This is a genomic window from Streptomyces sp. NPDC005784, assembly GCF_042871525.1.
In the GTDB taxonomy this organism is placed as follows: Bacteria; Actinomycetota; Actinomycetes; order Streptomycetales; family Streptomycetaceae; genus Streptomyces.
In genome coordinates this window covers 506588-530775 of sequence record NZ_JBIAIQ010000002.1, presented here as the reverse complement: position 1 = coordinate 530775, position 24188 = coordinate 506588, and the positions used below count along the sequence as shown (strand labels likewise).

Here is a 24188-nt window from a genome sequence, read left to right as displayed (position 1 = left end):
CTAATTAGTCCCCTTTGCAAGGGAAAGTCGGGACGGGAGAGGGCGGAACCCGAGACCCGCGCCACGTCCTACGGGCCACCGGCCACCGCCCACCCACGCCCCGTCCGCACGGCGCTCAGCCCGCCACCGCGCGCGTCACCCACGCTCCGCCGCCCGCGGCGCTCAGCCCGCCACCGCGCCCACCAGCAGATCTCCCGCGGTCTCCCGTTCCACCATCTCCCTCAGCGGTCCCTCGACGGTCGACAGCTCCGCGAACGCCCCGCGCTGAACCACCCGTCCCTGCGCGAGCACGATCACCTCGTCCACCGCCTCGAGCCCGGCCAGCCGGTGCGTGATCAGCAGTGTCGTACGGCCCTCCGTCGCGGCCAGCAGATCCGCGGTGAGCGCGTCGGCCGTCGGCAGGTCGAGGTGTTCCGCGGGCTCGTCGAGAACGAGTACGGGGAAGTCGGCGAGCAGCGCACGGGCCAGCGCGAGTCGCTGGCGCTGGCCGCCGGACAGCCGTGCCCCGTGCTCGCCGATCAAGGTGTCGAGACCGTCGGGCAGCCCGTCCACCCAGTCGAGGAGCCGGGCCCGCCCGAGCGCGTCACGCACTGCGGCCTCGGTCGCGTCCTTGCGGGCGAGCAGCAGGTTCTCGCGCACGGTGCTGTCGAAGAGATGCGCGTCCTGGGCGCACAGCCCGACCAGCCGGCGCACGGCGTCCCCGTCCATCCCGTACGCGTCAGCCCCGCCCAGCGTGTACGTCCCCGCTTCCGTGTCCAGGAACCGCAGCAGCACCTGTGCGAGTGTCGTCTTGCCTGCCCCGGACGTTCCGACCACGGCGATCCTGCGGCCCTCTTCGAGGGTCAGCTCGAGGCCGGCCAGCGCGTCCCGGTCCTGTCCCGCGTGCCGGGCCCGGAGCCCTTCCACGCGGAGCGGGAAGGGCGACGCGGGGGCCGGCCGCGGCTGTTCGGGTTCGTGTACGGGATCGGCGGCGTCCAGCACCTCGTACACGCGCTCCGCGCTCTTGCGCACCCGCTGCCGGTACTGGGCGGCGAGCGGAAGTCCCATGACGGCCTCGAAGGCGGCGAGCGGCGTGAGGACGACGACGGCCATCAGCACACCGTGCAGGCGTCCGGCGGCGACCGCCTGGGCGCCCACGAGAGCGGTGGCGGTGACGGTGAGCCCGGACACGAGTGCCGTGAGTCCATCGCCGAGGGCGGTCGCGGTGGCGGCTCGCGAGGCGATGCGGGTGAGGACGGCATCGGCCCGCCGTGTCTCCGCGGTACGGGCGGGCAACGCGCCCGCGACGGTCAGCTCGGCCGTCCCCGTGAGGAGATCGGCCACCCGGGTCGCCAGCACGCCGCGTGCGGGAGCCAGCCGCCGCTCGGCGCGGCGCGCCACGGCGCCGGTCACCAGGGGGACGCCGGCACCGGCCGCCAGCAGACCGACGGCAAGAGCGGCACCGGCTTCGGGCAGCAGCCAGGCGGTGAACCCGACGGAGGCGGCGGACACCAGGACCGCGGCTCCGGCCGGCAGCAGCCACCGCAGCCAGTAGTCCTGGAGGGAGTCCACGTCGGCGACGAGCCTCGACAGCAGATCGCCGCGCCGGGTGGTCCGCAGCCCGGCGGGCGCGAGCCGCTCCAGACGCCGGTAGACGGCGACCCGCGTGTCGGCCAGCATCCGCAGCACGGCGTCGTGCGACACGAGGCGTTCCGCGTACCGGAACACCGCCCGCCCGATGCCGAACGTCCGGGTGGCCGTCACGGCCACCATCAGATAGAACACCGGCGGCTGCTGGGAGGCCCGCGAGATGAGCCACCCGGAGGTTGCCATCAGGCCGACGGCACTCCCGAGGGCGAGGCTGCCGAGGAGCAGGGCCAGTGCGAGGGGTCCACGGCGGGGAGCCGCCATGGCCCGGACGCGGGCGAGCACGCCGCCCCGGTTCAGGGGCGTCGGGGCGGGCCCTTCGCCGTGCGTCGAGGGCGCGCCTTCCGGCTCGACTCCCCGAGGCGGCTGCGTTCGGCCCGGCTCCGCGGAACCGGGAACCTCGACGGGGGCCACGAGCACCGGCCGCGGCTCGCCGACCGCAGTGGCTTCCAGGCGTACCACCCGGTCCGCAACTTCCAGCAAGGCCGGTCGGTGCACGACCAGCAGTACGGTCCGTCCCACGGCGAGCCGCCGTACCGCCGCGACGACCTCTGCCTCGGTCGCCCCGTCGAGCGAGGCCGTCGGCTCGTCGAGAAGCAGCACGGGCCGGTCCGCGAGGAACGCCCGGGCAAGCGCGAGGCGTTGACGCTGACCGGCCGACAGCCCGGCGCCGTCCTCACCGAGGACCGTGTCGGCCCCGGCGGGCAGCGCGTCGACGAATCCGGCCGCGCCGGCGTCGACGAGAGCCCTGCGGAGCGTCACGTCGTCCGCGTCGGGTCGCGCCAGCCGTACGTTGTCCGCGATGGATCCGGCGTACAGGTGCGGCCGTTGCGGCACCCAGGCGATCCGGGAGCGCCACTCCGTGAGGTCGGCCTCGGCGAGATCGGCTCCCCCTGCCCGGACCCGTCCGGCGGTGGGCTCGACGAACCCGAGCAGGACGTTCAGCAGCGTCGACTTGCCCACCCCGCTGGGCCCGACGAGGGCCACCGTCTCACCGGGTTCGACCGTGAAGGAGACGTCCGAGACCGCGTCCACCGAGCGCCCCGGGTACCGAACGGTGACACCCTCGAAGGTGATCTCCCCCGCGGGCACGCGCAGCGATCCGGACCTCGGCGCCGGGGTCTCCAGCACCGCGAAGATCTCCTCGGCGGCCGCCAGTCCCTCGGCGGCGGCGTGGTACTGGGCTCCCACCTGCCGCAGCGGCAGATAGGCCTCGGGTGCCAGCACGAGGATGACGAGCCCCACGTACAGGTCCATCTCGCCGCGGACGAGCCGCATTCCGATGGTCACCGCGACCAACGCGACCGAGATGGTGGCGAGCAGTTCCAGGGCGAAGGACGACAGAAAGGCGATCCGAAGCGTCCGCATGGTCGCCTGCCGGTACTCGCCGGTGATCTTCCGGATCGACTCGGCCTGCGCCTTGGCCCGGCCGAACACCTTGAGCGTGGGCAGTCCCGCGACGACGTCCAGGAAGTGTCCGGACAGCCGGGACAGCATCCGCCATTGGCGGTCCATCTGACTGCGCGTGGCCCAGCCGATCAGCACCATGAACAAGGGGATCAGCGGCAGAGTGCCGACGATGATCGCCGCGGACACCCAGTCCTCGGTGACGATCCGGGCCAGTACGGCCACCGGTACCACCACCGCGAGCCCCAGTTGCGGCAGACAGCGCGAGAAGTAGTCGTCGAGCGCGTCAACCCCCCGCGTCGCGAGGGCAACCAGTGAGCCCGTCCGCTGACCGCTGAGCCAACCGGGCCCGAGCGATGCGGCCCGCTCCAGCAGCCGCCCCCTCAACTCCGACTTGACTGCGGCACTGGCCCGGTGCGCGGCGAGCTCGGTGAGCCAGGCCACGACACCGCGCCCGACCGCGACGGCCGCCAACAGCAGCAGGGGGGTACGGAGTTCAGCGAGGGAGGAACCGTGCTGGAAGGCGCCGACCACCACTTCGGCGATGAGCATCGCCTGGGCGATGACCAGCGCCGCTCCGGCGACGCCCAGCCCCACGACCGCCACAAGGAAGAGGCGGGTGGCTCGGGCGTACCGAAGCAGACGCGGATCGATTGGTTTCACGTGAAACACCCCTGGCTCATCAGACATGTTTCACGTGAAACATGCCACTACGTCGGATTCAGTGCGACACATCCACGGCGATGTGCTGGGTGCCGATGCGCTTGCGGAACACCCAGTAGGTCCAGCTCTGGTAGAGCAGGACGATCGGCGTGGCGATCGCGGCGCACCAGGTCATGATCTTCAGGGTGTAGTGGCTCGACGAGGCATTGGTGACCGTGAGGCTCCAGTCCGCGTTGAGCGAGGACGGCATGACGTCCGGGAAGAGCGACAGGAAGAGCATCGCGACGGCCGCCACGATGGTGAGCCCCGAGAGCATGAAGGCCCATCCCTCACGCCCCCCGTTGACCGCCACCAGCGCCGCGACGAGGGCGACCACGGCCACGATCAGCGCGACCAGCGACGCGCCGTCACCGTTGTCGATCTGGGTCCAGATCAGGAAGACCAGCGCCAAAACGGCTGTCGCCAGGCCGAGTTGCAGCGCCAGCTTCCGTGACCGCTCCCGGATGTCTCCGACCGTCTTGAGCCCGACGAACACCGTCCCGTGGAAGGTGAACAGGGTCAGTGTGACCAGACCACCGAGGATTGCGTACGGGTTGAGCAGGTCCCAGAAGTTGCCCACGTACTCGAAGTTCCGGTCGATCTTCACTCCGCGCACGATGTTGCCGAAGGCCACACCCCACAGGAACGCCGGGATCAGCGAGGTCCAGAAGATCGCCGTCTCCCAGTTGCGCTGCCAGTGCTCCTCGGGCCGCTTCGCCCGGTACTCGAAGGCGACACCGCGGACGATCAGACTGACCAGGATGATCAGCAGGGGCAGATAGAAGCCCGAGAAGAGCGTGGCGTACCACTCGGGGAAGGCCGCGAAGGTCGCACCGCCCGCCGTGAGCAGCCACACCTCGTTGCCGTCCCACACGGGACCGATCGTGTTGATCAGCACCCGCTTCTCGGCGCGGTCGCGGGCCAGCAGCTTGGTGAGGATGCCGACTCCGAAATCAAAGCCCTCCAGGAAGAAATAACCGATCCAGAGGACCGCGATGAGGACGAACCAGACGTCGTGAAGTTCCATGACTCAGCAGCTCCCTGAGCCTAGTAGGAGAAGGCCATCGGCTTGTCGGCGTCACTGGAGTCGCCGCCGATCCTGGTGGGCGGGTTGAGGTCGGACTCGGTGAGCTCGGGAGGCCCTGCCTTGACGTACTTCGCGAGCAGCTTGACCTCGATGACGGCGAGGATCGCGTAGATCGCCGTGTAGACGGTCATCGATGTGATGACCTCACCCTGCGAGACAGTGGGGGAGACCCCGAACCGGGTCTGCAGGACCCCGTAGACGACCCACGGCTGACGGCCCATCTCGGTGAAGATCCAGCCCCAGGAGTTGGCGATCAGCGGGAAGGCCAGGGTCCAGATGGCGATGCGCCAGCCCCACTTGGTGAGCGTCGGGCCGAGTGCCTTGTTCTTGAACAGGACCAGATGTGGCGCCTCGTCCTCGCCGACCCTCAGATGCTGCGGCAGCAGGAACTTCTTGCGGGTCAGCCAGAGTCCGATGACGCCGATCACGAAGGACGCCATGCCGAAGCCGATCATCCAGCGGAACGCCCAGAAGGTGACCGGGATGATGGGGCGGTAGTCGCCCGGGCCGTACTTCGCCTGCTCGGCCTTGTTCGTGTCGTTGATGCCGGGGACATACGAGTTGAAGTCGTCGTTGGCGAGGAACGACAGTATCCCTGGGATGGACAGCTCGACGGTGTTGTGGCCCTTGCTCACGTCTCCGTACGCGAAGATCGAGAAGGGTGCGGACTCCTGGCCGTCCCACAGCGCCTCGGCGGCGGCCATCTTCATCGGCTGCTGCTTGAACATGACCTTGCCGAGGGTGTCGCCGCTGATCGCCGTGAGCAGACCGGCGATGACGACGGTGACGAGGCCGAGCCGCAGCGAGGTCTTCATGACGGCGACGTGCCTCTTGCGGGCCAGGTGAATGCCGGCGATGCCCACCATGAAGGCGCCACCGGTCAGGAAGGCCGCCGTGAGGGTGTGGAACGCCTGGGCGAGCGCGGTGTTCTGCGTCAGCACATGCCAGAAGTCGGTGAGTTCCGCGCGCCCCTTCGCCTTGTTGATCCGGTAGCCGACGGGGTGCTGCATCCACGAGTTGGCCGCGAGGATGAAGTACGCCGACAGGACGGTGCCGATGGAGACCATCCAGATGCAGGCGAGGTGGAGCTTCTTGGGGAGCCTGTCCCAGCCGAAGATCCACAGCCCGATGAAGGTGGACTCGAAGAAGAAGGCGATCAGGGCTTCGAAGGCGAGCGGCGCACCGAAGATGTCGCCGACGAAGCGTGAGTAGGCGGACCAGTTCATGCCGAACTGGAACTCCTGGACGATGCCGGTGACGACGCCCATCGCGATGTTGATCAGGAAGAGTTTGCCCCAGAACTTGGTGGCCCTGAGGTACTTCTGGTTCTCCGTACGCACCCAGGCCGTCTGCAGGCCGGCGACGAGCGCGGCGAGCGAGATCGTCAGGGGGACGAAGAAGAAGTGGTAGACGGTGATAATGCCGAACTGCCATCGCGCCAGAGTCTCCGGCGCCAAAGCCAATTCCACGTCGTCAGTCTCCTTACGTCGCCTTGGTCACAGCGGCAGTTTGCCCGCTTTATCGCAGACATCACGGGAGCAACAGGACACGCTTGTGAACGCGTTCACATTCACAAGCAATTATGACGCATGCCCGTTCGAGGGATGAGGGGTGGGGGGTCCCCATGCGGGACCCGACAGGTCCCGACCGGGAGGGACCAGGTGGCCCATGGCGCGCGAGCGGTTCCCGGGTCCGTCCCCGTCGCCGCACCCCGCCCCACCCCGCCTCCGCCCTGATGGCACCGCACATGCCGAGGGCCCCGTACGCGGTGAACGCGTACGGGGCCCTCCCACGGCTCGCCGACGGATGCCCCCGGACCGACGGCCAGGCGGTGCTCGATGGCCAGGCGTAGCCCGGCGGACAGGCCAGCCCGGTGAACAGGCCAGCCCGGTGAACAGGCCTAGCCCGCTGGGCAGATGCGCCCGCTGGACGGGCCAGCCCGATGGGCAGGTGCGCCCGGTGGCAGGTGTTCCGCCGGGCGGTTACAGCTCCTGGTGGAAACCCTCGGTCGCCTTCAGGAAGATGTCGTTCGCCTCGGTCTCACCGATGGTGACGCGGACGCCCTCGCCGGCGAACGGACGCACGACGACACCGGCCTGCTCGCAGTGGGCAGCGAAGTCGAGGGTGCGCTCCCCCAGGCGCAGCCACACGAAGTTGGCCTGCGTCTCGGGAACCGTCCAGCCCTGACCGCGCAGGGCGTCGACCACCCGGGTGCGCTCGGAAACCAGGGAGCCCACCCGGCCGAGCAGTTCGTCCTCGGCACGCAGGCTCGCCACGGCGGCGTCCTGGGCCAGCTGGCTCACCCCGAACGGGACCGCCGTCTTGCGCAGTGCCGCCGCCACCGGCTCGTGAGCGATCGCGAAGCCGACCCGGAGACCGGCCAGCCCGTACGCCTTGGAGAAGGTGCGCAGCACACAGACGTTGGGCCGGTCACGGTAGATGGCCACACCGTCCGGCACCTCGACGTCACGGATGAACTCGCGGTACGCCTCGTCCAGGACGACCAGCACATCGCTCGGCACCCGGTCCAGGAACCGCTCCAGCTCGGCCCGTCGCACCACGGTGCCGGTCGGGTTGTTCGGGTTGCAGAGGAAAATCAGCCGGGTCCGGTCGGTGATGGCGTCGGCCATCGCGTCCAGGTCGTGCACCTCGCCCGGAGTCAGCGGCACCTGCACCGAGGTGGCCCCGCTGATCTGCGTGATGATCGGGTACGCCTCGAAGGACCGCCAGGCGTAGATGACCTCGTCGCCGGGACCGCTCGTGGCCTGCAGCAGCTGCTGCGCGACGCCGACAGAGCCGGTGCCGGTCGCCAGGTGGGAGACCGGGACGCCGAACCGGTCCGCCAGCTCGTTCATCAGCCCGGTGCACGCCATGTCCGGGTAGCGGTTGAACGACCCGGTCGCCGCGGTCAGGCTCTCGACCACACCGGGCAGCGGCGGATACGGGTTCTCGTTGGAGGACAGCTTGTACGCCACGGCACCGGCCGCGGCGGCCTTGCCGGGCTTGTAGGTGGGGATCCCCGCCAGCTCCGCACGCAGCTTGGGGTTCGTCTCGCTCACCGCAGTCCTCCTCGCGACCACCAGCGGCTCATGACCACCACTGGCTACCAATGCTTCTCACCTTATGAGGATTCGGCGCCGCTGCGAATGGCCTGTGGACAACCGGACACCACGTTGTGTCCCGCCGGGTGATCATCCCGGTACCCCGGGCTCGGCCATCGGCGTCGCACGACCCGGCGGCCCTCCTCGTACGAAGTCGTACGAAAAGGGGGCGCGCCGACAGCCGCCGCATGCGCCGGTGGCTCACGCCGTGGCGCGCATCGCTCGTACAGGTGAGTTGAGACCTCTTCGAAACATGGCCCACTTGGCAGGCCCATGCGCGCCGACGAGTCACGTACTGGCATGGGATCGTTCAACTACCTTTATTTCAAAGGAAGTTAGTTACTTTGGATCATGCAGAAACGTGCCTGTCAACGCGTGCATATGCGTCCGCACTACCCCACCGCATGAGCCCTACTATCGGCTCGCCATGACAGCAGCAGGGAAGCACCAGGTGAGCCGGGCGGAGACCTCCCGCCGAGGCGGTCGGCCGGGCCGGGCGGGCATCAGAGACGTGGCCGCGGCAGCAGGGGTCTCCATCACAACTGTGTCCGATGCCCTCAACGGCAAGGGTCGGCTCCCGGACGCCACCCGACGCCATGTCCGCGAAGTCGCCGACCGGCTGGGCTATCGCCCGTCGGCCGCGGCCCGAACCCTCCGTACCGGCAAGTCGGGCCTGATCGGCCTGACCGTCACCACGTACGGGGATGAACCTTTCACCTTCACCGAGTTCGCCTACTTCGCCGAGATGGCCAGAGCCGCCACCTCGGCCGCACTCGCCCGGGGATACGCCCTGGTCATCCTGCCCGCGACCTCCCGCCACGACGTGTGGTCGAACGTCGCTCTGGACGGAACCGTGGTCATCGACCCGTCCGACCATGATCCGGTCGTCAGCGAGCTGGTCCGCCAGGGGCTGCCGGTCGTCTCCGACGGCCGCCCCGCGGGATCGCTCCCGGTCACCGCCTGGGTGGACAACGACCACGAGGCCGCCGTCCTCGGCATCCTCGACCACCTGGCCGCCGCCGGCGCCCGCCGCATCGGCCTCCTCACCGGCACCACCACGGACACGTACACCCACCTCTCCACCACCGCTTACCTGCGCTGGTGCGAGCGCGTGGGCCAGGATCCGGTGTACGAGGCTTATCCGGCGCACGATCCGTGCGCCGGAGCCGTCGCCGCCGACCGCCTCCTCGCCCGGCCCGACCGCCCGGACGCCGTCTACGGCCTCTTCGACCCGAACGGCACCGACCTGCTGGCGGCGGCCCGCCGCTACGGTCTGCGCGTACCCGACGACCTGCTATTGGTCTGCTGCAGCGAGTCGACGGTCTACGCCAGCACCGAGCCGCCCGTCACGACCCTCTCCCTCAAACCGCGCAGAATCGGCACAGCCGTCGTCCAGCTGCTGATCGACGCCATCGAGGGGGTCGAATCGGACCAACCGGTCGAGCAGGTGATACCGACGGAGCTGATCGTGCGGACCTCGTCGCAGCGCCGTGAGCCCCGTACGACCGTCAGTCCGCCCCGATCACCCGAGCAGGGTTGACTCCCGATGCGACAAGGGCGGGGCGAGCCCCGCCCAATTCGGGCGAAAACCGCGGTGAACTGGGCTCCTGTTCCGATTCACCACCCCTGGGTCATCACATGGCGCGATCCGCATTCCTATGATGGGCGGACGACACCGCGGGCCGCTGCGACCAGGCAGTCCGAACCGGTGCAGATGCGGCGCGATGGTGGTGGAGGGGTCGATGACTCAGGGGGCCGGTCAGGGACCCGAGGTGGTGCGGACGGCGACGTTGCGCGACTTCCGGGTACCCGGGTACGTCCACGAGACCGGTCCGTATGCGCAGGACACGCCTCAGGGCGAGGGCGCAGGACCCGTCGGGGAGACTGCGCGGTACGCGTCGGGAGAATCCTCGCCGTACGCGTCCGTGGAGTCTCCCGCGGAGTTTCCGGGAGAGTTCTCCGAGGGGTACACACCCACACAGCGCGATCTGCCAGTCATCAATCGGGGTGACACCCTCCAGGTCGCCGTCGACCCCGCCGGCACACCCGCCCCGGCACCCGGCACGGGCCCCGGCCCGCTGTACGTCGTCGGGGATGTGCACGGCTACCTCGACCAGCTCGTCGCCGCGCTCCAGGAGAAGGGCCTCGTCGACGCCGCGGGCAACTGGTCGGCCGGGACCTCGCGCCTGTGGTTCCTCGGGGACTTCACCGACCGCGGCCCGGACGGCATCGGCGTGATCGACCTCGTGATGCGGCTGTCCGCCGAGGCGGCCGCGGCCGGCGGCTACTGCAAGGCGCTCATGGGCAACCACGAGCTGCTGCTGCTCGGCGCCAGGCGATTCGGCGACACTCCCGTCAGCTCCGGCGCGGGTACCGCCACCTTCCAGGCCGCCTGGCTGCTCAACGGCGGCCAGAAGACAGACATGGACCGCCTCCAGGACCACCACCTGCAGTGGATGGCCCGCCTCGACGCCATGGAACAGGTCGACGGACACCTCCTGGTGCACTCCGACACCACCGCCTACCTCGACTACGGCGACTCCATCGAAGCGGTCAACGACACCGTCCGCGAAACCCTCACCCGCAACGACGCGGACGAGTGCTGGGACCTCTTCCGCAAGTTCACCCGGCGCTTCGCCTTCCGCGACGACGGCGCCGAGGCCGTCCACGAACTGCTCGACGCATACGGCGGCGCGCGCATCGTCCACGGTCACAGCCCCATTCCGTACCTGCTGGGCGAGGTCGGCCCGGAGGACGGCGACGCCGGCGCGGGCCCTGTGGTCGAAGGACCGCACCTCTACGCCGACGGGCTGGCCATCGCGATGGACGGCGGAGTGACCATGGCCGGAAAGCTGCTGGTCCAACAACTTCCGCTGGATATCTGAGCGTTCACCGGGCAGGCGTCTCCCGGGCGGACCACTCCAACCGGGGGCCAATTTCTGGAAACCCCCTGTCACGGCGTGCCGTCACCGCTCTACCATCGGCTTATCCGTAGCAGGCTCCCCTCCGTTTCTGCCCAACGGCTCGTCAGCGTGCGAGCCACCAGCCCTACGGAGCATCGGGGGATGCAGATGAACAGCGTTCCGCAGCACCTGCTGAGCGAGGACCGCCAGGAATACGAGCGGATCCTCGATGAGGCGCTGCGCTCCGCACCACACCGCCCGGAACTCGCCGCTGTCGGCCAGCGGCTCAACCTCGAACAACTGCGCACGATGGCGCTCAACGCCACAGCCCTCATCACGACGGCCGCGTCGGACGAGTACGCGCACTACGTGAAGGTCCGCGAGGAACTGCGCCGCCCGGCGCGGTCCACCCCGGCCATGAACGAGGAAGCCGGCTCCATGGAGCCTGGCACGACCGCGATGGGGCTCGCCGCCACCGTGGGGGAGGTCACCGAGACCGCCGGTGCCGGCGCGGTCGCCGTCGTCGCGGTGCTCGCCCCCGTCCTCGCCGGAACGGCCGCGGCGATCTTCCTGCTCGTGGGTTACGTCCTGAAGATGCTCGACCCCGAGCCGACCATCGCCAGGACTCTCCTGACCACTGGATGGGTCTTCGGCGCGGTCACGGCGGCCGCGATTCTGGTCGCCGCGGCCGGACTGCTGCTGACCGCACTGCGCAACAGCTCGTCCTCGCTCCAGGCCGGAGCGGGCGGCGAACTGACCGAACAGGTCATCCGGGCCAAGGAAGCCTGGCGCGATGCCCTGCTGGAGCGCGGCATCCTGCCGTTCCTCCGGGAAGCTCTCGCGGACCCGGGCTCGGCGGCGCTGGGCCGCCCCGCACCGGCTCCCAGCCGTATCCCCCACCTCGGCTACGACCGGCCGGGGTTCAGCAGCCCCGACGGCGGACCCGCGGCCGGCCCTCGCCCGAGCTTCTCCAGCCCGGACTTCTCCAGCCCGGACTTCGGGGGACCGGAACACCAGCCCGAGTGACCCGGTCGGCCGACGGCCGGGTTCAAGGGAGCAAAGGGGCCCGCGCGGGCGCGCGGGCCCGTACGGCCGTCACGGGTGCGGTCCTTGTACGGCCGCCACCGGTGCTGGCTTGTACGGCCGCCGCGAGTGCGGGCCTGCACAGCCGTGGTGGGGTGCGGTCCCGCGGGGGTCGTCCGCTGCCTTCGCGCCGTCTCAGATGATGCCCAGCCGTCGTGCCTCCCTCATCCACGACGGGAACTCGGACAGCAACCGGTCGTAGAGCTCCGGATCCGGTACGTCGCTGATGTCGTCGACCGCGAAGAAGCCCACGTTGTCGACGCGACGGCCCGGCAGTGTGTCGAACCGCTCCAGAACGCCGTAGTTGGAGCGCCCCAGTCCGACGAACTGCCAGAAGATCGGCTCGTCCACCGCCTCCCGCAGCTCCTTCTCGATCTCCTTGTTGCGGTGGACGCCGCCATCGGAGAAGAAGATCACCAGCGTGGGATCGGTGGCCGGGTGCTCGCGGACATAGGTCCGGACCTCGGCGATCACCTTCTGTTCCTCGTTCTGGATCCCGACCGCCCGCATGTCCACCTGGCCCGGCAGCATCCCTTTGCGCGGCTTCTTGCTCCGCCGGAACAAGGTCAGTTCACCGACCCGGACATGGTGCTCCAGCCACTCCGGCAGGTCCCCGACGGCAAGGTCGGGCAACCGGGCCGGGTTCGAGGCGAAGGTCCACGCCTGCATCTCTCCGTCGTCGTCCAACTGCGCGGCCACCGCGGCCATGCGCTCCACCACATCGGCCACGACACCCTTCGAATACAGGAACGCCATCGACCCGGAGGCGTCCAGGACCAGGATGACGCGGGCCATGACACCCACGGCCCCGTGCTTGCGCAGACTGACCGCCACCTGCTCCTTGCGCAGGGAGAGCCGCTTGCGCATGTCCACGGGCAACCGCTCCTCGCCCTTGACGAGACGAGGAGCCGAGCCGGCGACCGGGGCCGAGGGAGCCGTGGGGACGGGCGCGGTCGGAGGAGCGGGGGCTGATGGGGGCGTCGGTACGGTCGGGGGCGTCGGTCGGGATGGGGGCATCGACGGGGAAGAGGACATCGGTGCGGAAGGGGGCGTCACCGCGGGCCGGGGCGGAACGGCGGGCGGGGCTGCGGAAGGTGCCGCCGCCCCGGACGAGGTTCCACCGGAGCCCATGACTCCGGAGGCCGCGCCCTTGGAGCCCGTGCTCCCGGAAGCGCCCGGCTCCTCGTCCACACCGATCCCGAAGTCGGTGGCCAGGCCGGCGAGCCCGGAGGCGTACCCCTGGCCCACCGCGCGGAACTTCCACTGGCCGCCCCGCAGATACAGCTCACCCCCGATGAACGCCGTCTCCGTCGTCGCCTCCATCTCGAAAAGCGCCAGCTCCTGCCCGGTCGCGGCGTCGAGCAGCCTCAGCCGCAGACCCGACAACTGTCCGAAGGTGCCCCCGTCTGCGGAGGCGCCCAGGACGACCCGCTGGATCTCCGGCTCCAGAGCCCTCAGGTCCACCGCGACGGTGTCCGTAGTCCCGTCGCCCTCCCTCCGCTTCCCCAGGTGCCGCACGGCACCGGAGGCATGCCTCGGCTGGTTGTAGAAGACAAAGTCGCCGTCGTCCCGCACCCGTCCGTCCGCACGGAGCAGCAGGGCCGAGGCATCCGCGTCCGGCGCACCGGGGCCCCCGGACCAGCCGAGCACGACCTGCACCTCCTGAGCGGCAACGGGAAGGTTGGCGCCCTTGCTCATCGATGTCGGTGTCATGAGCCCAGTCTGCCTAGAGAACCCGGCACCGGAACCGACCGAACACCTGCGCACACACCGGACGGCCCCGAGCCCACCGCCCACGCCGCCCGCCCCGAAGCCGGCACACCCGGCAAACGGCTCCGAGCGCAGAGCACCGGACACAGGGCACCGGGCACCGGGCATCAGGCGCCGGGCATCAGGCACCGGCTCAGGGGGAGTCGGTCGAGTCCGTCGCGGCCCGTACGAACTCGCGAAGCCGCTCGGTGGTGTTGCCCTCCATCCACACCAGTCCCCTTTCGATCGGGCGCGCGTCGTGAAGGGGCACGTAGGCCACATCGGGCCGCGGGTAGTACTGGCGGGAGTGCTCTCCGACCGGGAGGACGCCTCTGCCCATCGCGACCAGAGTCAGCATTTCGGAGAACGACCCGCCGACCGGGCCCTTCGGAACGGGTCGGCCCGAAGGGGTGCGGTCCCGCTTGAAGCCCGCTGAGGTCACCTGTGGGTACTGCACCACGGGGTGTTCCGCGAGCACCTCCACGGACACCTGGACCTCGCCGGCCAGCGGATGCCCCGCCGCCACGGCCAGTACCCGTCTCTCCCGCAGCAGCGCGGGCCCGCAGGCCATTCCGTCGAAGGGGAACGAGGCGAGCAGGACGTCGATCGAACCGTCCAGCAGACTCGCCCGGGAGTTGGACAGCTGAACCTCCCGCACGTCGACCCGGCAGTCAGGGTGCCGCTCACCGAACAGGCCGACCGCTCTGAGCAGTGCGGGTGCCGTCCACTCGCCGAGGAAGGCGACCCGCAGTTCCCCGGTGACCCCACGACTGGCGTCGGCGGCCCTTCGCAGCGCCGCCTCCATCCCGGCGACCAACGGCATCAGATCGTCCGCCAGCTGTCGGCCGATCGGGGTGAGCGCGACGGACCGGCTGTTACGTTCGAACAGCGAGCCGCCGACTCTGCGTTCCAACTTCTTGATCACCTGGCTGACCCGCCCGGTCGTGATCAGCAACCGCTCGGCGGTCCGGCCGAAGTGCAGTTCCTCGGCCAGCGTCAGGAAGGTCTCCATCTCCAGTCGCTCCAACATGCAACCCCCGGCGTTAAATCTGGCTCAACGGTCGTACGTCGATCATGCCTTGATGGAGAGCTGTCCCGCGGCGGATCGTAGAAGGCGTCCACCCGGCCGTCGGAGACAACCCGACGAGTCCCCCGGACACCCGAGCGCACAGCGCGTCCGTGCTCGGCACCACCCACCACACCCCTTCTGAAACGGGACCCGCATGAACTCCTCAGGCATCACCGCCTACTTGAACGAACTCGAAGACCCACTGCGCGACATCGGCGAGAGGATCAGGCCTGTCATCGACTCGGCCCTCCCCGACGACTCCGGCGCGCTGTGGCACGGTCATCCCACCTGGAGCCTCGGAGACAAGCCGGGTCAGACCCCGGTCTGCCTTCTCAAGGCCTACAAGTCCTACGTCACCTTCGGCCTCTAGCGCGGCCAGGAAGTGGCCGATCCATCGGGCCGACTGGTCTCCGGAGCCCGCCGGATGGCATCCGTGAAGCTCAGCCGTGCCGACGACGTCGACCCCGCCCTGTTCAGCGAGTGGCTCCGCCTCGCCGCCGCCCTGGAGGCGAAGTGACCCCCGTGCGCGTGAAGGCCCTCGACCATCTGGTCCTCAACGTCGAGGACGTCGAACGGTCCCTGGACTTCTACACCGGACTGCTCGGCCTGGCACCCGTACGCGTCGCCGAGTGGCGGGGCGGCCAGGTCCCGTTCCCGTCGGTGAGGGTCACCGAGGAAACCATCATCGATCTGGTCGCCCATGCCCGCGGGGAGTCCAACGTCGACCACATCTGTCTCACCGTGGAACCGCTGGACTGGGACGAGGTCATCGCGTCGGAATCCTTCACCGTGCTTCAGGGTCCCGTGGAACGCTTCGGCGCGCGGGGCACCGCCACCTCGGTCTACGTCCAGGATCCGGACGGCAACACGGTGGAACTGCGCTGGTACCCGCAGGACGTCGCGGCATGACCGGGCCGAGGACGACGGTCCGGGTGTCGGCCCCGGACCGCGTCCCTGTGGAGTGACTCAGTCGGCCAGCGGCAGGTACACGCGGTTGCCCGCCTCCGCGAACTCCCGGGACTTCTGAAGCATGCCCTCGGAGATCTCCGCCGCGGAGGCGCCGTCGGGCGCGTCACCGCCGAACCGCTCGTTGATGCTCTGGCTGATCTTCATCGAGCAGAACTTCGGCCCGCACATGGAGCAGAAGTGGGCCGTCTTGGCGGGTTCGGCCGGCAGCGTCTGGTCGTGGAACTCCCGTGCCGTGTCCGGGTCGAGAGCCAGGTTGAACTGGTCCTCCCACCGGAACTCGAAGCGGGCGTCGGAGAGCGCGTCATCCCAATCCTGTGCACCTGGGTGCCCCTTGGCGAGGTCGGCTGCGTGGGCGGCGATCTTGTAGGTGATGACGCCGGTCTTGACGTCGTCACGATCGGGCAGGCCCAAGTGCTCCTTGGGCGTGACATAGCAGAGCATGGCCGTGCCCCACCAGGCGATCATCGCGGCACCGATGCCGGAAGTGATGTGGTCGTACGCCGGCGCGACGTCCGTCGTCAGCGGACCGAGCGTATAGAACGGAGCTTCATCACAGATCTCCTGCTGAAGGTCGATGTTCTCCTTGATCTTGTGCATCGGGACATGTCCCGGGCCTTCGATCATCGTCTGTACTTGAAAACGCTTCGCGATCGTGTTGAGTTCCCCGAGCGTCCTCAACTCGGCGAATTGTGCTGCGTCGTTGGCGTCCGCGATGGAGCCGGGCCGCAGACCGTCGCCGAGCGAGTAGGTGACGTCGTACGCGGCGAGGATCTCGCAGAGATCCTCGAAGTGCTCGTACAGGAACGACTCCTTGTGGTGCGCGAGGCACCAGGCAGCCATGATCGAGCCACCGCGCGAGACGATGCCGGTCTTGCGGTTCGCGGTGAGCGGCACATACGCCAGGCGGACGCCCGCGTGGACCGTCATGTAGTCCACGCCCTGTTCGGCCTGTTCGATGACTGTGTCCTTGTAGATCTCCCAGGTCAGCTCCTCGGCGCGGCCGTCGACCTTCTCCAGCGCCTGGTAGAGCGGCACCGTGCCGATGGGAACGGGGGAGTTGCGCAGCACCCATTCGCGCGTGGTGTGGATGTTGCGTCCGGTCGACAGGTCCATGACCGTGTCGGCGCCCCAGCGGGTCGCCCAGGTCATCTTCTCGACCTCCTCCTCGATGGAGGAAGTGACCGCGGAATTGCCGATGTTGGCGTTGACCTTCACCAGGAACCGCTTGCCGATGATCATCGGCTCGATCTCCGGGTGGTTGACGTTCACGGGCAGCACCGCCCGACCGGCGGCGATCTCCTCCCGTACGACCTCGGGGTCGACGTTCTCGCGGACCGCCACGAACTCCATCTCGGGTGTGATCTCGCCGCGTCGGGCGTACGCGAGCTGGGTGACCGCCTGCCCGGCGCGCCCCCGGCGCGGCTGGCGCGGTCGCCCGGGAAAGACAGCGTCGAGGTTGCGCAGTCCCCCGCGCGGGGATGTGTGCTTGATCCCGTCGTCCTCGAGGCGGACGGGACGGCCCGCGTACTCCTCGGTGTCTCCGCGGGCAATGATCCAGCTCTCGCGCAGCGGCGCCAGCCCCCTGCGCACATCGGTGTCGACGGTCGGATCGGTGTACGGGCCGGAGGTGTCGTACAGCGTCACGGACTGACCGTTGGTGAGGTGCACCTGGCGAACCGGCACCCGCAGATCGGGACGCGTACCCCCGACGTATGCCTTGTGCCAGCCGATGGACTTCCCGGCCTCGCCGTTCGTGGACGGCGACGAAGCCCCGTCCGTCTGGCTGGAGGCAGGCGTGCGTACGTCCTTGTTGGTCATGAGACCTACTCCCTACGCCGGCATTACCCGGTAACAGGTTCAGCGGTCGACGCAGCAGCTTCCGTTCGTCGATGTTTCATGTGAAACATCGCGAAACGGAGGTCAGCGCCCTCTCAGCCCGGTGCTCCGAGCTCCCGCGTGTGCAAAGGTGCCTCCACGCTAGCGTCATATTTGGCATGGTGAACAGAGGGCCCTTGCCGTTCTTGCGATGATCGGGCGGTGACAACGACCCAGCAGCACCCGTTCCCGCCGTCCGAGCCGCCGCGGCGTCCGGGCTCCGACGACGGCCATGGGCATGGCTCCGGCAACGGACACGGCCATGGGCCGGGTGGTTCTGGTCCCGGACCGGGCAGTGAGCATCACGGTCCCGGCGGCGGGCACGGGCCCGGTCCCGCCGGTGAGCACGGCGGGGATTCGAGCGCCGGGCACGGGCACTCGCACAGCCACGGTCCCGCCGCGCCGGTCTCCAAGCACCTGCGCAAGGTCATCGCCGCGGTGCTGATCCCCTTCGCGGCCGCGGTCGCGGTGGGTCTCGTGGTGCTGTGGCCCGGCGGGGCCGCTTCCCACCAGCGCACCGGTGTCGGCTTCGACCGCCAGACTCAGCAGGCGACGGTCACCAGGATCGACCAGGTGGACTGCAAGTCCGTGAACGCCTCCGCGGAGACCCCGGCGGGCGACACCTCCACCGCCGAGGGATCCTCCGCTCAGAAGCGGGCGGCGGGTGAATGCAAGAAGGCGACGGTCCGGATCGACACCGGCAAGGACAAGGGCCGTACGTTCATCGAAATCGTTCAGCCGGATCAGTCACGGCAGTTGCGTCAGAGCGAGAAGGTCGTCGTCGCGTACGAGCCCTCCGCACCCAAGGACCTCCAGTACTCGGTCACGGACGCGAACCGGAAGCTGCCTCTGACGCTGCTCGCCGGGATCTTCGCCGTGGTCGTCGTGGTGATCGGCCGGATGCGCGGCGTCATGGCGCTGGTCGCCCTGGCCATCAGCTTCATGATCCTGAACTTCTTCATCCTGCCCGCGATCCTCCAGGGCTCGAACCCACTGCTCGTGGCCGTTGTCGGTTCCAGCGCGATCATGTTGATCGCGCTCTACATGTGCCACGGCCTGTCGGCCCGGACATCCGTGGCGGTGGTGGGCACCCTGCTCTCACTGGTGCTGATCGGCCTCCTCGGCTCGGTGTTCATCGACTGGGCCGTACTGACCGGCAACACCGACGACAGCACCGGTCTGATCCACGGTCTGTACCCGTCCATCGACATGAGCGGTCTGCTGCTGGCCGGAGTCATCATCGGCTCGCTCGGTGTCCTCGACGACGTGACGGTGACGCAGACTTCCGCGGTCTGGGAACTGCACGAGGCGAACCCCACGATGGGCTGGCGTGGCCTGTACCGCGCGGGCATCCGTATCGGCCGCGACCACATCGCGTCGGTCGTCAACACGCTCGTCCTGGCCTACGCGGGCGCCGCGCTGCCGCTGTTGCTGCTCTTCTCGATCGCGCAGAGCAGCGTGGGCACCGTCGCCAACAGCGAACTGGTCGCCGAGGAGATCGTGCGCACCCTGGTCGGATCGATCGGTCTGGTCGCCGCTGTGCCGGTGACGACCGCGCTGGCCGCCCTGGTGGTCGCCGCGGACCGTGAGGGGACCACGGCCGTCCCCGTGGAGCCCGCGGCCGCCAGGACTCCGGCACGGAGCGGGAAGGGACGCCGCCGCAAGCACTGAGCCGTCCGCCGGAAGCGCTGAAACCATCCTGCACGGACGCCCCTTGTGAGGAAGCGTTACTCCGCTCCGGGCTGCCGGGACTTCAGCCCGCGCTCTGCTCCTCCGCGAGGATGCGGTCGAGCGCTTCGTCGAGGGATGTGTCGAAACCCGCGAGGGAGCGCTCCTGCCCGAGCGGTACCAGCTTGTCCGTCCGGTCGAGAAACGCGACGAGCGGCGCGGCCCCGGACCGGAACAGTGCGTGATCGCCACCCACCTGAAGCCGGATCAGCACCTCGCCGAATTCCTCCGGGTCGGCCGGAGCGATGTGCACATCACCGTCACCGCACGGCCTGCCGACTCCGTCGATCAGCAGCTCCCGCCCGAACGCCCAGGTCACAGGCGCGTCGCCGGGCAAGTGGAAGGTCAGCCGCACGGCGTACGGATCACCGGTCTCGTACCGCAGCTCGACCGGAATGCGGAAGGACAGCTCCTCGGACACGAGGAAACTCATCATGACCTCTGCCTGCACCGACTCGCGCATCGCCTACCCCGTCGTTTGCCATCGACTGGCCAGGAATCGTCCCCCTGACACTGCTTGAAATCTTGCTCAACGTGCATGCCACATTACAAGGAGTGAGTTTTCAGATACTGATAGAGATGGCGAGTGTTCCTAGCAGCCTGCCGACTTCACTCTGCAACTTCCTTGCCGCGGGCAGCAGTCGGTCGACCTGGTGGGAAGGGAGGGAAAGGGCCACGGCCGCGGCCGAACTGCCCGCGGTGATCGGGATCGCGGCACAGACCGTGCCCAGCGCGTACTCCTGCCGCTCGGTCACCGGTTCCATCCGCCCCGTCCGTTCCAGGCGTCGCAGCAGACTGTCCTTGTCACGCACCGTGTACGGAGTGATCGGCTTCACCGGGTAGCGATCGAGGTGGTCACGCCGGGCCTGGTCGTCCAGCTGGGCCAGCAGACACTGGCCGATCGCGTGGGCGTGCCCGGTCTCACGGAAGTCGGCCCACTCCTCGACCGCGGGGTTAGCCGGGGTGTCGGCGACGCACATGACCTCGATCTCGCCGTCGCGGTAGACCGCGTAATACACGGGTACGCCGAGCGCATCGCGCCAGTGCGCGAGCGTGTCCCGCACCGTGCTGCGACGTTTCTGCTGGGCTCCGCTGCTGCTCAGCCGCTCGGCGGCCTCACCGAGGAAGAAAAGCCCTCTGTCGCGGCGCAGGTAGCCCTCGTGAACCAGGGTGCGCAGCAGGTGGTAGGCGGTCGGCAGCGCGAGTCCCGCCTCCCGGGCGAGCTGCTTGGCGGGGGCACCTTGCTCACGCGAGGCGACGGCCTCCAGCAGACGCATCGCCCGCTGGACCGAACTGATCAGGGTGGTGGGGTGAGAGTCCAGAGGGGCGGCCTCGGGCTCCGCGGGAGGGGTACGGGCGAGCCGTGCCGTCCCCGCGGCCGGGGAGGGCGAACCACGGGTCACCGACGGCCTGGTGTGCCCGGTGAGCCCGTCCGCCGCCGAGGTGCGCCGAGTGGGCGCCTCCGTCGGCGGAGGTCGCGGCGGCGCCGGCTCCCTGGGCGGAGCCGGCGAGGTGCGTGAAAGGGGCGGCTCCCCCGGTGAAGTGCGCGGCTGGACCGGTGGAACTCGTGCCGGCGCGGGCGTGCCCGATCGCCGGAAGGGTGGAGCGACTGATGGTGCGGGTGCGGTGTCAACCGTGGCCAAGGGGCACTCCGAAGCGCGAGGAGGACCGCCCGTGCGGGGAAACACGGGAGGGGGCTGTGCGCTGCCCGCGGGGGTCGACCCCGCGTCGAGTTCCGGACTCTAACCGCCAGTCACCGCTCGCATACGGCCTCGCGGGAAAACTTCCCCCGGCCGAGGGAACCTTGGGTTCCCTTTCCCCCTTCGCCGTTACCTGTCGCTCACCCTCTCGCGCCTCACCAGTCGCTGTGCGAGGAGGAACTCGACATGAACTTCCGCACGACGTAGATCAGCCCGCCGACCAGCGCGACGAAGACGAGCAGCTTGAAGAGCAGGCCGATGACGAAGCCGACGATGCTCGCTATCAGACTGCCGAACACCACCAGGGCGATGACCGGCACCGCGACCCACTTCACCCACCACGGCATACCGTTGAAGATCTCTCGCATCGCCCTGTCCTTACCTCTCCTCGCCCGTGGCCCCGACGCCGGGGCACTGATTCCGGGTTCTCTGATGTCTTGCATCCGATGCTAGGCCGGAGAGGGGGCCGTGCGGTGGCCTCGCATCCCTTGTCCTCCCCTGACCGTCCCCCTAGGGAACCCTGAGACGCGGGTCAGCTCTCGGGCGGAGAGAACACCACCAGGACCCGCAGATCCTCCGTGATGTGGTGGAACTTGTGGGCGACCCCCGCGGGAACGTAGACGACGCTGCCCCGTGCCACCTGAGTGGTCTCCAGGCCGACCGTGATCGACGCACGCCCGCTCACCACGAAGTACACCTCGTCCTGAGCGTGCGGCTTCTGCGGGTCGAGGCCGCCCGCGTCGAGCGCGTACAGCCCGACCGACATGTTCCGCTCACGCAGAAACTGCAGGTAGGCACCGTCGTTGGCGGCGCGTTCCGCCTCCAGTTCGTCCAGCCGGAATGCCTTCATCGCCCTCGTCCGCTCTTGTGCACCGCAGGCTGTGTCCACAGCCCCTTCTTGCCAGTCGATCTCTCTGCCACGATCAGACACATGAAGAATTTCGTAGTCAAGACACTCGCCAACGCGGGGGCCCTCGCCGTCGCCGTCTGGCTGCTCGACAAGATCACCCTGACGGGCGACAGCACGGGCAAGAAGATAGGCACGCTCCTCCTCGTCGCACTGGTCTTCGGACTGGTGAACGTCCTGGTCAAGCCGGTCGTGAAGGTACTGACCTTCCCGCTCTTCATCCTCACGCTCGGCCTGATCACGCTTTTGGTGAACGCCTTGATGCTGCTGCTCACCTCGTGGGTCGCCGACAAACTCGACCTGAGCTTCCACGTGGAGGGCTTCTGGACCGCCGTCCTGGGCGGCCTGATCATCTCCGTCGTCTCCTGGGCGCTCAATGTCGTCCTGCCCGACAACGACTGAGAGAGTCCCATGACCTACCGCGTCTGCTTCGTCTGCACCGGCAACATCTGCCGCTCGCCGATGGCCGAGTCCGTGTTCCGCGCCCAGGTGGCGGAAGCCGGACTCGGCGAGCTGGTCGAGGTCGACAGCGCGGGCACGGACGGCTGGCACGAGGGCGACGGCGCCGACGAGCGCACCGTCGCCGTGCTGGAAGCGGGCGGCTACGAGACCCACCACGCTGCCCGGCAGTTCCAGGCCGCGTGGTTCTCCCGGCTCGATCTCGTCATCGCCCTCGACACCGGCCATCTCAGGGCGCTGCGCCGCCTCGCGGCCAGTGCCGAGGACGCCGGGAAGGTCCGGCTGTTGCGCTCGTACGACCCGGCCGCGGGTGACGACCTGGACGTCCCCGATCCGTATTACGGACATATGGATGGCTTCGAGGAATGTCTTGAGATGGTGGAGGCGGCGAGCCCCGGTCTGCTCGCCGCGGTACGAGAGCAAGTGGGAGGACGAGCGGCATGACGTCAGGGGATTTCGTCACGGCGAACGGTGCGGGCACGGGCCCGGCGGGAGAGAGCGAGGGCACGCGGGCGACGGTGCCGGGCGACGGCACACGGGCGGTGCGTGCGGGGCTGCCCGAGCCCGTCAAGTACGAGCCGACTCTTCCCGGCCCGGTCTTCGCAGCGCACTTCCATCTGCCCGGTGAGCCCACCGGCCCGTACACCTACGGCCGCGACGAGAACCCGACCTGGACGCTCCTGGAGCGCGCCATCGGCGAGTTGGAGGCACCCGGGCAGGACTCCGTCGAAACGCTCTCCTTCCCCTCCGGCATGGCCGCCATCTCCGCGGTGCTCTTCTCCCAGCTGCGGGCCGGCGACATCGTCGTCCTGCCCGACGACGGCTATCAGGTGCTGCCGCTGGTGCGCGAGCAACTGACCGCGTACGGCATCGAAGTGCGCACCGCTCCCACCGCCGGCGATGCCCAGCTGGAGGTTCTCGACGGCGCGAAGCTGCTGTGGATCGAGACTCCGTCCAACCCGGGTCTCGACGTCTGCGACCTGCGACGCCTCGTCGCCGCCGCGCACAAGCAGGGCACGCTCGTCGCCGTGGACAACACCCTGGCCACCCCGCTCGGCCAGCGCCCGCTCGAGCTGGGCGCCGACTTCTCCGTGGCCAGCGGCACCAAGATGCTCACCGGACACGGCGACATCCTCCTGGGGTACGTCACCGGGCGGGACGCCACTCTGATGGCTCCCGTACGACGTTGGCGCAAGGTCGTCGGCGCCATCCCCGGCCCGATGGAGGCCTGGCTCGCCCACCGCTCGCTCGCCACGCTCCTCCTGAGGGCCGACCGGCAGACGGCCACCGCGAGGACGATCGCCGAGGTCCTCCGGGACCGGCCCGAGGTGACGGGGCTGCGCTACCCGGGGCTGCCCGACGACCCCTCGTACAAGATCGCGTCGCAGCAGATGCGTCGCTTCGGATGCGTGGTCTCCTTCACGCTGCCCTCCCGCGAGCGTGCCGAGCGTTTCCTCGACGCACTGCGCCTGGTGGACGACGCCACCAGCTTCGGCGGGGTGCGGTCCACCGCCGAGCGGCGCGGCCGGTGGGGCGGGGACTCGGTCCCGGAGGGCTTCATCCGCTTCTCCGCCGGCGCCGAGGACCCCGAGGACCTGGTGGCGGACGTGCTGCGGGCCCTCGACGCATCCGCGGAGTAGAACCGGCCATGGCGGCGGGATCAGTACCCCCGCTACGTATTACGGACGGTCCGAGCCTCCCCCCTCGTGGCTCGGACCGTCCCGGTTCCGCGCGCGAAGAACCGCGCGAACAAGGCTAGTTGACTCTGTGTCAGTGTCCAATCACAGTAGCGACAGAGACCTATCGACTTATTTATAGTTAGG

General features: G+C 69.1%; 20 protein-coding genes and 1 riboswitch. Of the genes, 9 read left to right on the top strand and 11 right to left on the bottom strand.

The window, feature by feature from the left end; genetic code table 11:
- Positions 1 to 162 precede the first annotated feature (162 nt).
- From cydD to hisC, 4 genes are all read right to left on the bottom strand, one after another.
- Positions 163 to 3696: a thiol reductant ABC exporter subunit CydD gene (cydD, locus tag ACFYR3_RS05250; RefSeq protein ID WP_389281552.1), complete on the bottom strand. Its 3534-nt coding sequence runs from the start codon at positions 3694 to 3696 to the stop codon at positions 163 to 165.
- A 58-nt stretch (positions 3697 to 3754) separates the two neighbouring features.
- A complete protein-coding gene (cydB, locus tag ACFYR3_RS05245) occupies positions 3755 to 4762 on the bottom strand; it encodes a cytochrome d ubiquinol oxidase subunit II (RefSeq protein WP_355848228.1) in 1008 nt (335 codons plus the stop codon).
- A 20-nt stretch (positions 4763 to 4782) separates the two neighbouring features.
- Positions 4783 to 6291: a cytochrome ubiquinol oxidase subunit I gene (locus ACFYR3_RS05240; RefSeq protein ID WP_355848225.1), complete on the bottom strand. Its 1509-nt coding sequence runs from the start codon at positions 6289 to 6291 to the stop codon at positions 4783 to 4785.
- A 513-nt stretch (positions 6292 to 6804) separates the two neighbouring features.
- Positions 6805 to 7881, bottom strand: a complete 1077-nt coding sequence (hisC, locus tag ACFYR3_RS05235; RefSeq protein ID WP_389281549.1) for a histidinol-phosphate transaminase — start codon at positions 7879 to 7881, stop codon at positions 6805 to 6807.
- A 469-nt stretch (positions 7882 to 8350) separates the two neighbouring features.
- Between hisC and ACFYR3_RS05230 the strand changes: the two genes are divergently transcribed.
- The 3 genes from ACFYR3_RS05230 to ACFYR3_RS05220 all read left to right on the top strand — a co-directional run bounded on the left by ACFYR3_RS05230 (position 8351) and on the right by ACFYR3_RS05220 (position 11852).
- The gene (locus ACFYR3_RS05230) at positions 8351 to 9463 is read left to right on the top strand and encodes a LacI family DNA-binding transcriptional regulator (protein WP_355848219.1); all 1113 of its coding nucleotides are present in this window, start codon (positions 8351 to 8353) and stop codon (positions 9461 to 9463) included.
- Between the two features lie 202 nt (positions 9464 to 9665).
- Entirely contained in the window at positions 9666 to 10808 is a 1143-nt protein-coding gene (locus ACFYR3_RS05225; protein WP_355848216.1) for a metallophosphoesterase, read from the top strand.
- A 180-nt stretch (positions 10809 to 10988) separates the two neighbouring features.
- Positions 10989 to 11852: a hypothetical protein gene (locus tag ACFYR3_RS05220; protein ID WP_355848213.1), complete on the top strand. Its 864-nt coding sequence runs from the start codon at positions 10989 to 10991 to the stop codon at positions 11850 to 11852.
- 192 nt (positions 11853 to 12044) lie between these two features.
- Here the strand turns inward: ACFYR3_RS05220 and ACFYR3_RS05215 are convergent, their stop codons facing one another.
- Together ACFYR3_RS05215 and ACFYR3_RS05210 are read right to left on the bottom strand one after the other, a co-directional pair.
- The gene (locus tag ACFYR3_RS05215) at positions 12045 to 13622 is read right to left on the bottom strand and encodes a VWA domain-containing protein (protein ID WP_355848210.1); all 1578 of its coding nucleotides are present in this window, start codon (positions 13620 to 13622) and stop codon (positions 12045 to 12047) included.
- A gap of 190 nt (positions 13623 to 13812) precedes the next feature.
- Entirely contained in the window at positions 13813 to 14688 is an 876-nt protein-coding gene (locus ACFYR3_RS05210; RefSeq protein WP_389281546.1) for a LysR family transcriptional regulator, read from the bottom strand.
- 193 nt (positions 14689 to 14881) lie between these two features.
- On the opposite strand from ACFYR3_RS05210, the gene ACFYR3_RS05205 reads away from it, so the two are divergent.
- Positions 14882 to 15097: a hypothetical protein gene (locus ACFYR3_RS05205; protein ID WP_389281544.1), complete on the top strand. Its 216-nt coding sequence runs from the start codon at positions 14882 to 14884 to the stop codon at positions 15095 to 15097.
- Between the two features lie 152 nt (positions 15098 to 15249).
- A complete protein-coding gene (locus ACFYR3_RS05200; protein ID WP_389281615.1) occupies positions 15250 to 15636 on the top strand; it encodes a VOC family protein in 387 nt (128 codons plus the stop codon).
- A 57-nt stretch (positions 15637 to 15693) separates the two neighbouring features.
- Here the strand turns inward: ACFYR3_RS05200 and thiC are convergent, their stop codons facing one another.
- Positions 15694 to 17514: a phosphomethylpyrimidine synthase ThiC gene (gene thiC, locus ACFYR3_RS05195; RefSeq protein WP_355848199.1), complete on the bottom strand. Its 1821-nt coding sequence runs from the start codon at positions 17512 to 17514 to the stop codon at positions 15694 to 15696.
- A riboswitch (TPP riboswitch) is annotated at positions 17507 to 17662 on the bottom strand. Its footprint overlaps the gene before it by 8 nt.
- A gap of 71 nt (positions 17663 to 17733) precedes the next feature.
- Between thiC and ACFYR3_RS05190 the strand changes: the two genes are divergently transcribed.
- Positions 17734 to 19242, top strand: coding sequence for a YibE/F family protein (locus ACFYR3_RS05190; protein WP_356782823.1), 1509 nt, complete (start codon positions 17734 to 17736; stop codon positions 19240 to 19242).
- An 82-nt stretch (positions 19243 to 19324) separates the two neighbouring features.
- Here ACFYR3_RS05190 and ACFYR3_RS05185 read toward each other — a convergent pair whose 3' ends face one another.
- The 4 genes from ACFYR3_RS05185 to ACFYR3_RS05170 form a co-directional block, all read right to left on the bottom strand.
- Complete coding sequence (locus ACFYR3_RS05185) at positions 19325 to 19762, bottom strand: SsgA family sporulation/cell division regulator (protein ID WP_355848194.1); 438 nt, start codon at positions 19760 to 19762, stop codon at positions 19325 to 19327.
- 100 nt (positions 19763 to 19862) lie between these two features.
- A complete protein-coding gene (locus tag ACFYR3_RS05180; protein WP_389281613.1) occupies positions 19863 to 20600 on the bottom strand; it encodes an IclR family transcriptional regulator in 738 nt (245 codons plus the stop codon).
- Between the two features lie 554 nt (positions 20601 to 21154).
- Positions 21155 to 21367: a DUF5326 family protein gene (locus ACFYR3_RS05175; protein WP_355848191.1), complete on the bottom strand. Its 213-nt coding sequence runs from the start codon at positions 21365 to 21367 to the stop codon at positions 21155 to 21157.
- Positions 21368 to 21531: 164 nt separating this feature from the next.
- Entirely contained in the window at positions 21532 to 21849 is a 318-nt protein-coding gene (locus ACFYR3_RS05170; protein ID WP_261703765.1) for a cupin domain-containing protein, read from the bottom strand.
- A gap of 81 nt (positions 21850 to 21930) precedes the next feature.
- Between ACFYR3_RS05170 and ACFYR3_RS05165 the strand changes: the two genes are divergently transcribed.
- The 3 genes from ACFYR3_RS05165 to ACFYR3_RS05155 are packed head-to-tail and all read left to right on the top strand — an operon-like array spanning position 21931 to position 24005.
- Entirely contained in the window at positions 21931 to 22308 is a 378-nt protein-coding gene (locus tag ACFYR3_RS05165) for a phage holin family protein (RefSeq protein WP_355848187.1), read from the top strand.
- A 9-nt stretch (positions 22309 to 22317) separates the two neighbouring features.
- On the top strand, positions 22318 to 22809 hold the full coding sequence (locus tag ACFYR3_RS05160; protein ID WP_355848184.1) for a low molecular weight protein-tyrosine-phosphatase: 492 nt from the start codon (positions 22318 to 22320) through the stop codon (positions 22807 to 22809).
- On the top strand, positions 22806 to 24005 hold the full coding sequence (locus ACFYR3_RS05155) for a cystathionine gamma-lyase (protein ID WP_389281540.1): 1200 nt from the start codon (positions 22806 to 22808) through the stop codon (positions 24003 to 24005). Before ACFYR3_RS05160 ends, ACFYR3_RS05155 begins: the two co-directional genes overlap by 4 nt.
- Positions 24006 to 24188: the final 183 nt, after the last annotated feature.